9 protein-coding genes are annotated in these 12830 nt (G+C 71.1%); 2 read left to right on the top strand and 7 right to left on the bottom strand.

The window, feature by feature from the left end; genetic code table 11:
• The first annotated feature begins 163 nt into the window (after window positions 1-163).
• Both OHS57_RS31625 and OHS57_RS31620 read left to right on the top strand, forming a co-directional pair.
• A complete protein-coding gene (locus OHS57_RS31625; protein WP_041992996.1) occupies window positions 164-631 on the top strand; it encodes an ATP-binding protein in 468 nt (155 codons plus the stop codon).
• Complete coding sequence (locus tag OHS57_RS31620) at window positions 625-1047, top strand: hypothetical protein (RefSeq protein ID WP_041992993.1); 423 nt, start codon at window positions 625-627, stop codon at window positions 1045-1047. Before OHS57_RS31625 ends, OHS57_RS31620 begins: the two co-directional genes overlap by 7 nt.
• A gap of 67 nt (window positions 1048-1114) precedes the next feature.
• Here OHS57_RS31620 and OHS57_RS31615 read toward each other — a convergent pair whose 3' ends face one another.
• The 7 genes from OHS57_RS31615 to OHS57_RS31585 form a co-directional block, all read right to left on the bottom strand.
• On the bottom strand, window positions 1115-3562 hold the full coding sequence (locus tag OHS57_RS31615) for a glycoside hydrolase family 2 protein (protein ID WP_328584120.1): 2448 nt from the start codon (window positions 3560-3562) through the stop codon (window positions 1115-1117).
• A gap of 85 nt (window positions 3563-3647) precedes the next feature.
• Window positions 3648-5837, bottom strand: coding sequence for an alpha-galactosidase (locus OHS57_RS31610; RefSeq protein ID WP_328584119.1), 2190 nt, complete (start codon window positions 5835-5837; stop codon window positions 3648-3650).
• Window positions 5838-5923: 86 nt separating this feature from the next.
• Window positions 5924-7300: an ABC transporter substrate-binding protein gene (locus tag OHS57_RS31605; protein WP_328584118.1), complete on the bottom strand. Its 1377-nt coding sequence runs from the start codon at window positions 7298-7300 to the stop codon at window positions 5924-5926.
• Entirely contained in the window at window positions 7297-8277 is a 981-nt protein-coding gene (locus OHS57_RS31600) for an acetylxylan esterase (protein WP_328584117.1), read from the bottom strand. The genes OHS57_RS31605 and OHS57_RS31600 overlap by 4 nt, the downstream gene beginning before the upstream one ends.
• Complete coding sequence (locus tag OHS57_RS31595) at window positions 8271-10730, bottom strand: glycosyl hydrolase family 95 catalytic domain-containing protein (protein ID WP_328584116.1); 2460 nt, start codon at window positions 10728-10730, stop codon at window positions 8271-8273. The genes OHS57_RS31600 and OHS57_RS31595 overlap by 7 nt, the downstream gene beginning before the upstream one ends.
• Before the next feature lie 13 nt (window positions 10731-10743).
• Window positions 10744-11679, bottom strand: coding sequence for a carbohydrate ABC transporter permease (locus tag OHS57_RS31590; RefSeq protein ID WP_078863786.1), 936 nt, complete (start codon window positions 11677-11679; stop codon window positions 10744-10746).
• An 11-nt stretch (window positions 11680-11690) separates the two neighbouring features.
• Window positions 11691-12653 carry a carbohydrate ABC transporter permease gene (locus OHS57_RS31585; RefSeq protein WP_041992975.1) on the bottom strand — a complete coding sequence of 321 codons (963 nt, stop codon included), beginning with the start codon at window positions 12651-12653 and terminating at the stop codon, window positions 11691-11693.
• Window positions 12654-12830 lie beyond the last annotated feature (177 nt).

The following is a 12830-nucleotide window of genomic DNA, read 5'->3' as shown; positions in this document are numbered from 1 at the left end:
CCACGACGAAGAACACGGCACTCTGGAATTTTCAGAGTGCCACTTGCCAAGTGTCCCCGACGGGTGGAGAGTGGATGAGTGAACCAGTTCACGCGATTGTCGCGCTGTGCCGTGGGAGAGGCGTCACGCGCAGCAGTCGCTTCCCCACCGTTAGGAATCGGTCGTGGCACCTGGTAACGCGCTCACCCCCCAGCTGATCACCGTGTGCCCTGGCAACGTTGTCCGACGCTACGGATTCGAGTTGCCCGCCCGTGCGGAGTCGGTAAGCCGTGCTAGAAAACTGACCCAGGACCGGCTACGCCGGTGGGAGGTGGCCGAGGAGACCTGTGAGACCGCCGTCCTGGTGGTGTCGGAGCTGGTCACCAACGCCGTGGTGCACGCCGCCGGCGACCACGTCATCTGCGAGATACGCGAGGAGCAGGGGCGGCTGCGGATAGCGGTCGAGGACCAGGGTTACGGACCGACCGGCCCCCAGCTGCACCGCGCGGCCGAGGACGAAGGCGGACGGGGACTCTTTCTCGTCGATTCGATGTGCAGCTGCTGGGGAGCGCACGACACATCCGGATACGGACCCGGGCGTGTCGTCTGGGCCGAGCTCTCACCGGAGAAGGAGACGGAGGCCCCGTGCTGAGGACCGCGCTGCACCGCTTCACCCAGGGCCTGCGCGCCGAGCACGCCGGCCGGGTGCAGCTTCCGCTGCCGGCCACTCTCCCGGCCTCGCTGGGCTGTGACGCGGTGGGCGTCCCGGCCCGGCACGGTTTCCGGCTGATGGCCCGGTTGCCGCGCAGCGGCTGTGTCTTCGCCGACGCGGACTGGTGGTGGTGGATCGTCCCCGCCGGCTCCGACCTGGAGCTGGCCTGGCCCGAGCCCGCCCGCTACGTGGAGGGGACCAGCGTGCCGGCGGCGCGCCCCCGGCTGATCCACTGGCCGGACGACCCGACGCCGTACACGCCGCCGATCCCCTTCTACCTCATGGTGTGCCAGCTGGCCGGCACGGCGCCCGCCTGGGACTCGCAGGTCCCGCGCACCGTACCGACCCCTCGCTGACCGCCTCTCCCGGCCGGCTCTCCCGGCCCGGGCAGAGCCGCCAAGGCCGTCAGGGCTGTCAGGGCTGTCAGGGCTGACCGAGTACGAACAGCGCCGCGCGTGCCACCGCGGCGTCCGGGCTCTCCCAGCCCCGTACCCGCACCGTCACGCTCTCGCCCGGCAGCAGCGTCAGCAGCCCCTGGTCGGCCACGGCCGCAGGGGCGAGCCTGTCCGCCTGGAGCAGCAGGTCCCGCAGCAGCGTGTGCGCGGTGATCACGACGCCCACGCCCTCTCCCGTACCGTCGTCGGGCGCCAGCGCCACCTCGTACTCCGGCACGGGGTAGCGGAACGCGAGGTCGCGGACCGGTACGTGCAGGGCGCGCAGTCCGTCCGCGTCCGCGACGAGGTACTCCTCCCCGGAAGCCGCGTCGGGCAGCAGCGCGTCCGGCACCGGCGCGCTCGCGACCGTACGGGCCTCGGCGACCAGCGTCACCCGCTCCCGGCCGAGCACGTCGCCCGCCGCCGACATCCGCCGCAGCTCCACCTCGGCGTGCCACGGCCGCGCCGACTGGTTGACGGCGTGGACGACCGGGCGTCCTTCCCTGAGCTGTACGGTCAGCAGCCGGTCGGCGTAGAGCCTGCGCAGCTCGTACCAGAGCGGTTTCAGCCTGGCGTCGCCGTCGACGGCCGCCCACGAGGTCACCGGCCAGCAGTCGTTGAGCTGCCAGACCACGGCGCCCGCGCTCAACGGCCAGTGCGAGCGCCAGTGTTCGACGCCCGTGGCCACCGCGCGCACCTGGTTGACCTGCGTCAGGTAGTGCCAGCGGTCGAAGTCTTCCGGGATCTCGAAGTGCCTGGCGAGACCGCGCTCCAGCTTGCCGTTGCCGTCGGACGCCTTCTGGTGGTGCAGCATCCCCGGTGAGTCCGGGCGCAGTTCCTCCCCGGGCAGGGCGCGCCGCAGCGTCGCGTGTGCGGGCGGCGCCTGCCAGCCGAACTCCGCGACGAAGCGCGGGACTTCGTCGAGGTAGTCGGTGTAGTCGGCGACGTTCCAGACGTCCCAGGAGTGCGTGACGCCGTGCGCCGGGTCGTTGGGGTGGTGGTCCCACGACCCCGACCAGGGGCTGCCGGCCCAGTACGGCCGGGTCGGGTCGGTGTCGGCGACCACCCGCGGCAGCAGTCCCAGGTAGTAGCCCTCGCCCCAGGAGTCGCCCGCCAGCCGCTCCTCCCAGCCCCAGTCCCGGAACGCCCACAAGTTCTCGTTGTTGCCGTTCCACAGCACCAGACTGGCGTGCGGCATGAGCCGCGCGACGTTCTCCCGTGCCTCCGCCTCGATCTCGGAGCGCAGCGGCTGCTCCTCCGGGTAGGCGGCGCAGGCGAAGAGGAAGTCCTGCCAGACCATCAGGCCCAGTTCGTCGCAGACGTCGTAGAAGTCGTCACGCTCGTAGATACCGCCGCCCCAGACGCGTACCAGGTCCACATGGGCCTCGGCGGCCTGGCTCAGGCGCTCGCGGTAGCGCTCCGTCGTCACCCGGGAGGGGAAGATGTCCTCCGGGATCCAGTTCACGCCGCGGACGAACAGCCGCTCGCCGTTGACGACGAACGTGAAGCCGCTGCCGTGCGCGTCGGCCGAGGTGTCGATCTCGACGGTACGGAAGCCGACGCGGCGTGACCACCGGTCGAGGGCGGCGCCGTCCTCGTCGTGCAGGGTGACCTCGCAGTCGTACAGCGGCTGCGCGCCATGGCCGTTGGGCCACCACAGGTCGACGTCCGGTACGACGGCGGTCACCGTCGCCGCGTCCCCGTCGAAGCTCCCGGAGACCTCCTGGCCGCCGACCCGGACGGTGGCGGTGAGCGTACGGCCCGCCGCCCGGTCGGTGCGCTCCACGTCGAGCCGGATCTCCACCCGCCCGGCGGATCCCTCGACGGTGACCAGCGGGCGTACCCGGTCCAGCCGCGCCGTGGACCAGTGGTCGAGCCGTACGTCCTTCCAGATGCCCGCGGTGACCAGGATCGGTCCCCAGTCCCAGCCGAAGGCGCAGGCCATCTTGCGGATGAAGGGCGCCGCCTCGGGATACGCCTCACGGCGCGCCCCGATCTGTTCCCTGACGGCGTCGGCCGCGGCGTAGGCCGAGGTGAACCGTACGGAGACCGGGGTCGCAGCGCCGCCGGCCGCGTACCGGCCGGTGATGTCGAACCGGTAGCCGCGGTGCATGTTGGCCGTCCGGCCGATCACCTCGCCGCCGACGCTGATCTCGGCGGCCGTGTCCAGCCCTTCGAAGACCAGGTCGGTCCGCTCGTGCGCCGTGTCGCGCGCGCCGAGCGTCGTCTCGTACTCCCAGTCGGTGCGGCCCACCCAGTCGACGTCGAGTTCGTTCCGTCCGATGAACGGGTCGGGGATCCGGCCCGCCGCGAGCAGGTCGGTGTGGACACAGCCCGGCACCTGGGCGGGCAGCGCCTCCCCTTCGTGCCGCAGCGTCCAGCCCTCGGTGTGGGGAACCGCTTCCCTGCTGCGGGGGCGGTGGTTGTCGGTATTCATGGTGATCACCTCACGACTCGCGATTTCGTGCGTTCAGGCCTGTCGTTCAGAGCTGCCGTTCCGGGCTGCCGTTCAGAGCCGTCGTTCAGGGCTGTACGCGCCGGACCTCGAAGAGCAGGGCCTGCGCGGGGGCCAGCGTGGGCAGCGGCACCCCGGCGCCGGCGAGCACGGCGCCGGGCAGGGTGACCCAGCCGTCGAGTGCGGCGGTGTACCACGCGGGGCCCGACACCTGGTGGGCCACCGGCAGGCCCGCGTCGTCGCGGACCCGTATCTCGTAGCGCGCCGCCGGGTCGAGGCCGGGCAGCCGGGTCCTGCCCGACTGGCCGTCGCCCGACGTCCCGGTCCTGGCCCAGCAGTAGAGCGCCGAGCCGCCGTCGGCCGCGACCACGCCGTGCAGCAGTACGGCGTCGTCCGCCAGGTCGGCGCGGACCACGCGACCGCTGTGCAGCAGCGCCCGTACCGCCTTGTACAGCGCCACCCAGCGGCGCAGCGCGGTCAGTTCCTCCGGTGTGCGGGCGGTCAGGTCGTCCTCGATCCCCGCGTGCCCGAAGAGCGCGGTGAGCTGACGGAACGACGCGTCGGTCACCCGGCCCGTGGTGTGGCTGCGGGGGCCGCCGACATGGGTGCCGATCAGCTCGGGCGGCAGCAGCTGGCCGGTCCAGCGCTGCACCGACTGGCGCTCGACCGGGTCGTTGCAGTCGGACGCCCAGACCCGGTCGGTGCGGGCGAGGATGCCGAGGTCGACCCTGGCCCCGCCGGACGAGCAGCTTTCGATCTCCAGCCGGGGGTGGCGCTCCTTGAGTGCGTCCAGCAGCCGGTAGGCGGCCTCGGTCTGGGCGTGCACACCCGGCCGGTCCTGACCGCCGGGACCTCGGCCGACCGCTTCGTGCAGATCGCGGTTGTGGTCCCATTTGAGGTAGTCGATCCGGTAGCGGGTGACCAACTCGTCCAGCGACGTGAGGAGATGAGCGAAGGCGTCGTCGTGCGCCAGGTTCAGTACGTACTGATGGCGCGCGCTCGGGCCGAGGCCCACGGACGGGCCGAGGATCCACTCGGGGTGCTCGGTGGCCAGCCGCGAGTCGAGGTTGACCATCTCGGGTTCGACCCAGAGGCCGAACTGCATGCCGTGGCCGTGCACCCGGTCGGCCAGCGGTCCCAGTCCGCCGGGCCACACCTCGGGGTCCACGGCCCAGTCGCCGAGTCCCGCCGTGTCGTCACGGCGGCCGGTGAACCAGCCGTCGTCCAGGACGAGCCGTTCCACCCCGATGTCCGCCGCCCGCTCGGTGAGTGCCAGCAGCCGGTCGACGCGGTGGTCGAAGTAGACCGCCTCCCAGGTGTTCAGCGTGAGCGGGCGCGGCGTCACCGGGTGCTGGGGACGGGCCCTGAGCAGGGCGTGGAACCGGTCGGCGAGCGCGTCGAGGCCCTGGTCCGACCAGACGAAGTGGCAGACGGGCGCCGTGTAGCTCTCCCCCGGTGCGAGACGGATCTCGCCGGGGGCGAGGGACTCGCCGCCGCCGAGGACCGCGCCGTGCACCCCGGCGCCTTCCGGTGAACGCTCGGCCAGCCAGCGCTGGTTGCCGCTCCAGGCCACATGCAGGCCCCACACCTCACCGGTGCGGAAGCCGAAGCCCGGCACCCCGACGGTGAGCAGATGGGGCGCGTCCTGTCCCGGCTTGCCCCGGCGTACCTCCCTGACATGGCTGCCGTGCGCGAGGGTGCCGCGCTGGGGTGCCCGCTCGCGGCACCACTTGCCGGTGAAGTCGAGGATCTCGACGGCCCGTGCGGGCAGCGGCAGCAGCGTGGTCACCCCGGCCAGGTCGTACGGGGTGGCGTCCTGACCGTCCGTCAGGACCTGCCGGGTGAGTTCGGTCCGCACGCTCAGCACCCCGGAGAGCTCCAGCAGGTAGCCGAGCGTGATGTCGAGTTCGCTGACGTCGTCGGCGAGTTGGAGCACCAGCTCGCCCGCGCTCTCGTGCGCGACGACCAGCCGCAGCCGGGGGGTGGTCGCGACGCCGCTTCGGTGGCCCTGGTGGGCGGGGGTGCCGGACCAGTTCTCGGCCTCGGTCGGCCAGACGGTGAACTGCCGTACGGAGTCGGGCGCGTTGTTGAGGACGACGCCTTCGGCGGTGCGGCTGAGCGCCGCGAGGTCGTCGTCCGTCAGGGGGCCGAGGTCCGCGCCCCAGTGCAGTACGCGGGGCAGCGGCCCGGTCAGCTCGACGGCGAAGCTCACTCCGGCCGCGCGCAGATGGGCGATCCGCGCGGTGGTGCGGGTCATGCGGTGGGTCCTTTCGAATCAGCGGACACGACCTGGGCCCTGTCCGGTCGACCGCCGCGGGCCCGCGAAGATCGGCCGGACAGGGCCTAGTCCTTCACGGCCAGGAGCTTCTTGGTCTGCTGGGTCATGTCCTTGAATATCTCGTCGTTCGCGTCGTGCGCGAAGAAGTTCTGGAACATCGGCTCCAGCACCGAGCCGATGGCCGTGCCGTTCGCGTAGGGCGGGTAGGCCAGGAGTTCACCGTCCTTCTCCGCCTTGATGAAGACCGACAGGTCGACCCCCTTCGTCGCCATGGACCTCGCCGAAGCGTCCATGGAAGCCGGGATGGAGGGGAAGAAGCTGCCGGACGCCGACGCCTTGGACTGGCACGCCTCCGAACCCATGTAGGAGACCCACTTCCAGGTCAACGCGGGGTGCTTGGTGCCGGTCCAGATGACGTTCCCGTTGGAGTTGCTGCTCGTGCCGCGCTTGCCGCCAGGGCCGGCCACGTTCGGCGAGATACCGACCTTGAGCTTCGGGAGCTGGGCGAACTGGGTGGCCTCCCAGGAGCCGCCCGGGTAGATCGCCACCTTGCCCGAGCCGATCATGTCCGTACCGCTGGGGGTGTTGCCCGCCGAGGCGAACTCGCCGTCCTTCGGGGCGAATCCACGGTCCGTGAGCTGCCGGAAGTAGTTCATCGTCCGCACGAAGCGCGGGTCGGCGTAGTCGAACTTGCCGGGCCAGGACGGCTTGTCACCGAGCCGCCAGCCGAGCGACGAGACGAACGGGCTCCAGGTGGTCTGGCCCGTGAAGTCCTTCGTGGCCATCGTCCCGATGCCGTAGGTCTTGACGTGCTTCTTGTCGAAGCCCGGCTGGTCGCCGCGCACGCCCTTCTTGTCGACGGTCAGATGGGCGACCATCTTCTGGAACGTACCGCCGTCGTCCGGGTTCCAGTTGAGCGCCCTGACGTCGGCGGGGGTGTAGCCGGCCTTCTTCAGCATGTCCTCGTTGAAGTAGAGCGCGGCGGACGCCCAGTCCATGGGCAGCCCGTACTGCTTGCCGTCGGTGTACTTCCACGCGTCCACACCGACCGAGAACTTGCCGATGTCGAAGTGGGTCTTCTTCATCAGCTCGTCCAGCGGCATCAGCTGCTTCAGCGAGGCGTACTGCTGGAGGTACTGGACGCTGTTCATGAACGCGTCCGGCGCGGTGCCCGCGACGAAGCCCGCCAGCAGTTTGGTGAAGTAGTCCGCGCTGTCGTACTGCGAGATCTTCACCGTGACCCCGGGGTTGGCCGCCTCGAAGGCGGTCGCGCACTCCTGGTAGCCGGCCGCCTGTTTGTCGTCCCAGGTCCACCAGTTGAGTGTGGTCCGGCCCGCCGGACCCGCGTCCGCGCCGCAGCCGCTGAGCAGTGCGGCGGTCGCCGAGAGGACCAGGCCGGCGGTGAGCTTGGCCCGTACGCGTCGTGTGAACCGGATCGTCATCGTTCCTCGATTTCCTGGGCCGGTGCGGAGCGGAAGGCGGCGAGCGCGTCGGCCACGTCCTGCGCGCCGCCCGCCTCGTGTCCGTTGAACTCCCACGTACGGATCGACTTGGGCCCCCGGTAGGCGTGGTAGGCGCCGAAGGCGGTGGACGGCGGGCAGATGTCGTCCATCAGCCCGGTGGAGAAGTGGCCGGGCGCCTGGGCCCTGCGGGCGAAGCCGACGCCGTCGAAGTAGCCGAGCGTGCTGAGGACGGCGTCCGCGGCATGCCGGCGCGCGCCGAGGTAGCCGGTGAGTTCGGCATAGGGGAAGGTGCCGGTGACGGCGAGCGCGCGGCGGATGTCGGTCAGGAACGGCGCCTGGAAGTGTCCGGCCGCCAGGTCCGGCACCAGACCGGCGGCGGCGAGCGCGATGCCCGCGCCCTGGCTGTTGCCGGTGACGGCGACCCGCGCCGGGTCGACGGTGTCCAGGGTGCGTACCGCGTCGATCGCGCGGACCGCGTCGGTGAAGACCCGCCGGTAGTAATACGTCTCCTTGTCCTCGACGCCCCGGGTGAGGAAGCCCGGGTACGCCGGGCCGCTGCCGACCGGGTCGGCGGTGTCGCCGCCCGCGTGCGCGCCGCCCTGGCCGCGCGTGTCCATCAGCAGGTGCGCGTAACCGGCACTGGCCCACACCAGGTCGTCGTACGGGCCGCCCCGGCCGCTGCCGTACCCGTGGAACTGCACGACGGCGGGCAGCGGGCCCCCGCGCTCGGCGGGCAGCCGCAGCCAGGCGTGCACGGGGTGCCCGCCGTAACCGGCGAAGACCAGGTCGTACACCTCTACCGTGCGCAGTTCGGTGCGGACGGGCGTCAGCACCGGGTCGCCGCCCGCCGCGCGCGCCTCGGTGAGCGTGGCGCCCCAGAACGCGTCGAAGCCCTCGGGTTCCCGGTAGCCGCTGCGGTACGCGTGCAGCCCCGGCAGGTCCAGGTCGCTCAGCATGCGGGCGCCAGCTTCCCGTCGAGGACGATCTCCTGGCCGGCCGCGATCCGGACCGAGACCAGCGCGTCCCCGTGGCGCAGCCGGACCGGGCTCGTCCCGTCGCCGGAGATCCGGCGGACGGTCACCGAAGTGAGCGTGCCGTCCTGCCAGTCGAGGTCGGTCTCCAGACCGCCCCGGCAGCGCAGCCCGCGCGCCTGTCCCGCCGGCCATCGCGCGGGCAGGGCGGGAAGCAGGGTGATTGTCTCGCCGTGGCTCTGCACGACGAGTTCGGCGAGGGCGGCGGTGAAGCCGAGGTTCCCGTCGATCTGGAAGGGCGGATGGCTGCTGAAGAGGTTCGGCAGCAGACCGCCCCACCGCGAGCCGTCGACCGGGGCGTGTTCCGCCGGGTCGTACGACAGCGGGCGTACGGCTTCCAGGAAGAGGTCCCTGGCGATGTCGCCGTCGCCGAGGCGGGCGCGCAGCGCGATCTTCCACGCCCAGGACCAGCCCATCGCGCCCGGCCCGCGCCGGTCGAGCACCGTGCGGGCCGCCGCGGCGAGTTCGGGGGTGGTGTCCGGGTCGATCTGGCCGAGCGGGTAGACGGTGACCAGCTGTGACATGTGCCGGTGCGCCGGGTCGACCTCGGGCAGGTCGGTCGCCCACTCCTGGAGCCAGCCGCCCTCGGTGACGGCGGGGGTGCGCAGCCGGGGCAGCGCCGCCCTGATCTCCGTACAGAGCGGGTCGTCGATGCCGAGCACGTCGGCCGCGGCCAGACAGCGCTCGAACAGGGCCCTGATCAGGCCCATGTCCATGGTGGTCGAGCGGGTCAGGGACGCGGGGGTGCCGGCGGCCGAGCGGAAGAGGTTCTCGGGCGAGGTTGCGGGGAGGGTGTCGAGCTGTCCGTCGTCGCCCTCGACCAGCCAGTCGAGACAGAAGGCCGCCTGGCCGCTCAGCAGCGGCCAGCCGCGCTCGCGCAGAAAGTCCGCGTCGCGGGTGAAGTCGTAGCGGTCCCAGCCGTGTTGGACCAGCCAGGCACCGCCCATCAACCAGAATGCCCAAGAGGGGTTGCCGTGTTGCCTGCCGACCGGCAGGGACCAGCCCCACATGTCGGTGTTGTGGTGGGTGACCCAGCCACGGGCCGCGTACAGCTCGCGGGCGACCGGGGCGCCGTTCTCCGCCGCCCGGTCCAGCAGGTCGAACAGCGGCAGATGGCAGTCACCGAGTCCGGTCACCTCGGCGGCCCAGTAGTTCATCTCCGTGTTGATGTTGACGGTGTAGTTGGACGACCAGGGCGGCCGCAGTTCTGCGTTCCAGATGCCCTGGAGGTTGGCGGGCGGCCCCGCGCCCGCGCGTGACGCGGAGGCCAGCAGATAGCGGCCGAGCTGGAACATCACCGTGGCGGCGAGCGCGTCGTCCGCGCCGGAGAGGAGATCGCGCTCGACGTCGAAGGTGCCGCTCCCGCGCTGTCCGACGCGCAGCGAGGTGGCGCCGAGCAGTGCGCGCAGGTCCCGCTGATGCTCCGTCATGAGCTGCTCGGCGCCCAAGGCGAGGGCAAGTTCGGCCCGGGTGGCCGCGTGCGCGCGGTGGCCGGCGCGGGTCCTGCCGTCCTGGCCGGGGGTGTGCGTACGGGACCAGAAGTCGGCGCCCGCCGTGGAGGAGGCGACGGTGATCAGTGCGCGGGTCATCCCGCGCACGGCCCAACCGCCGTCCCGCGCCGTGACGTCGCCGTCGGTGTCGACACGGACGGCGAGCGCCGCGTACGGGTCGTAGCCCGCGCGCTCGGGGCCCTCGGACGTCGACTCGTCGGCGTACCGCAGCGGTTGGGCCATGTCCTCCTCGTGCAGCGGCGCGCCGTCGACCGGGACGGCCACACCGATGAGGATGCCCGACTCCCCCGTCTCGCGGTGGAGTTCGCGCAGCGGGCTGGCGAGGTCCAGGGCCAGGTCGACCTGACCGTCCGTCACGGCGATCTCGACGCACAGGGCGCCGGCGGGCCGGTCGGCCCAGGTCTGTCGGCGCAGGGTCCGGGCGCCGTACCGGATCTCCTCCTCGACGACACCGTTGTCGAGGTTGAGGGTGCGGCCCGTGAAGCTGCCGGGCTCCGCCGCTTCGAGCCTCATGGTGAGGTCGGCGAAGGGCAGGAACTCCTGGGTGTAGTCGCCTTCGAAGGACATCACCAGGGCTTCGGCGCGCGGGTGGTCGCCCGCCGTGACGGCGGCGCGGATCTCGGCGAGCCGTTCGGGTCCCGCACCGGCGGCGCGCACCGCGTCCAGGGCCTGCGCCGGGCCTTCGGGGGTGCCGGACCAGAGGGTCGAGTCGTTGAGCTGGATCCTGGCGGTTTCGACGCCGCCGAAGACCATGGCACCGAGCCTGCCGTTGCCGACGGGCGCCGCCTCGTTCCAGTCGGCGGCGGGCCGTGCCCAGTGGAGCCGCAGATCGTCGGGGGTGCTGACGGGTTTCACAGATCCGTACATGGGTCCGTACTTCCTACTTCAGGCCGGTGAAGCCGATGGAGTTGACGATGCGGCGGCCGAAGACCATGAACAGCACGAGCATCGGCAGGGCGGCGATGAGGGTCGCCGCCATCAGCCCGGCCCAGTCGGGCGCGGCCTGCGGGGACGACTGCTTGAAGACGCCGAGGGCGAGGGTCAGCGGCCTGGCGTGCTCGCCGTTGGTGACCAGCAGGGGCCAGAAATAGTCGTTCCAGGTGTTGATGAACGTCAGCAGGGAGAGCGTCGCGATCGGGGCGGCCGTCATCGGCAGGGTGATCTTGAAGAAGATCCGCATCCGGGAGGCGCCGTCCACGATCGCGGCCTCCTCGATCTCGGTGGAGAGCCCGAGCATGAACTGCCGCAGGAAGAAGACGTTGAACGCGGAGAACAGGGCGCCCGGCAGGATCAGTCCGGCGAACGAGTCCATCAGCCCGAGGTTGCGTACGAGCACGAAGTTCGGCAGCAGGGTGAGGATCCCGGGCACCATCAGCGCGCAGAGCAGGACCGTGAAGACCGCGTCACGGCCCTTCCAGCGCAGCCGGGAGAAGGCGTAGGCGGCCATCGCCGAGAAGAAGACGACCAGCGCGGTCTGGACGGTGGCGTAGACGATCGAGTTGCGCAGGTAGAGCGCGGTGTCGAGGGAGGCGCCGGAGCCGCCCTGCGACTGGGCCTCGGCGGTCGAAGCGAGGCCGAGGGCCCGTTTGAAGGCGCCGACGGTGAAGTCGACGGGGAGCAGGGACGACGGATCCGTGGGCAGGGCCACGTTGTTGGAGAAGGCCGTCCGCAGGATCCAGTAGAACGGGAAGATGGTGACGACGAGCACGACGACGACATAGATCCAGGCGACGGCCTTGCCGGGGGAGAATCGCGGGCGCGCTCCCGCTGCCGGGCGCGGCCCGGCTGTCGTGGCGGATGACGACAGGGTGGACATGGTCCGGCTCCTCAGCTCAGGTCGGATTCGTTGGCGCGGGCCAGCCGCATCTGGGTGAAGGTGATCGCGATGAGCATCACGAACAGCGCCAGCGACATCGTCGAGGCGTAGCCGAAGTCCAGTTCCCCGAAGGCTTTCTCGTAGATGTACATCTGGAGCACGTTGGAGGCGTTGGCCGGGCCGCCCTTGGTCGTGACCTGCACGATGTCGAAGACCTGGAAGGATCCGATGACGGTCAGGATCACCACCATGACCAGGATCGGCCGCAGCAGCGGCACCGTCAGCCTGCGGAACATCTGCATCTCGCTCGCCCCGTCGAGCCGGCCCGCCTCGTAGACCGTCGGCGGGATGGTCTGCAGCCCGGCGAAGATGAGTACGGCGTTGTAGCCCATGGACTTCCAGATGCTGATCGCGGCGAGCGAGGGCACCGCCCAGTGGCTGTCGCCGAAGAACAGCAGATGCTGCCCGGTGACCTTCTCGATCAGCGCGCTGATGATGCCGAGCTGCGGGTCGAGCATCCACTGCCAGACCAGGGCGGCGACCACGCCCGAGATCAGGAACGGCAGGATGATCAGGCCCCGGATCACGGTGGAGTTGGTCAGCCGGTGCAGTACGACGGCGGTGATCAGCGAGAAGAGCACCCCGAGGACGACGGAGACCGCGACGAAGTAGGCGGTGACGCCCAGCGAGTGCCAGAAGACGCTGTCGTGGATCAGCTCGCGGAAGTTGGCGAGGCCCACCCACTTCGCCGGGGTGAGGATGTGGAACGTGGTGAAGCTGAAGTAGAGGCCGCGCACGGTGGGGTACGCGAAGAAGACCAGGAACCCGACGACGGCCGGGGTGATGAGCAGCCACGCCAGCTTCGCGTCGCCGCGCCGGTGGGTGGCCACGGCGCCCGGCCGCTGCGAGCGGCGGCCCAGGGGCCCGCGTACGGCCTTGAGGCCGGGCGGCGCAGTGCGAGCTGACAGTGCCATGGCTGCTCCATTTCGCCGCTTCGTCGCGGCTGTTCCGTGGCTCCCTGAGTGAGGGGGAGCGCCGCGACCCTAGTCAGGGTTTCCTTCCAGGGTCAATATATTGACCCCCACTGTTTGCGGCGGATTTACGGCTGGTCGGAGCGTGAAGGATCGCAATAGCGGTCCATTACCTGCCCT

The sequence above is a fragment of the Streptomyces sp. NBC_00370 genome, from assembly GCF_036084755.1.
Taxonomy (GTDB): Bacteria; Actinomycetota; Actinomycetes; order Streptomycetales; family Streptomycetaceae; genus Streptomyces.
Note: the sequence above shows the minus strand (reverse complement) of the source record. Positions and strands in the feature narration are given on the sequence as shown.

Bases quoted from the DNA above. Each gene is read 5' to 3' on its own strand.
- OHS57_RS31615 (WP_328584120.1), bottom strand. From the start codon at position 3,562: ATGAATACCGACAACCACCGCCCCCGCAGCAGGGAAGCGGTTCCCCAC.
- OHS57_RS31610 (WP_328584119.1), bottom strand. From the start codon at position 5,837: ATGACCCGCACCACCGCGCGGATCGCCCATCTGCGCGCGGCCGGAGTG.
- OHS57_RS31605 (WP_328584118.1), bottom strand. From the start codon at position 7,300: ATGACGATCCGGTTCACACGACGCGTACGGGCCAAGCTCACCGCCGGC.
- OHS57_RS31600 (WP_328584117.1), bottom strand. From the start codon at position 8,277: ATGCTGAGCGACCTGGACCTGCCGGGGCTGCACGCGTACCGCAGCGGC.
- OHS57_RS31595 (WP_328584116.1), bottom strand. From the start codon at position 10,730: ATGTACGGATCTGTGAAACCCGTCAGCACCCCCGACGATCTGCGGCTC.
- OHS57_RS31590 (WP_078863786.1), bottom strand. From the start codon at position 11,679: ATGTCCACCCTGTCGTCATCCGCCACGACAGCCGGGCCGCGCCCGGCA.
- OHS57_RS31585 (WP_041992975.1), bottom strand. From the start codon at position 12,653: ATGGCACTGTCAGCTCGCACTGCGCCGCCCGGCCTCAAGGCCGTACGC.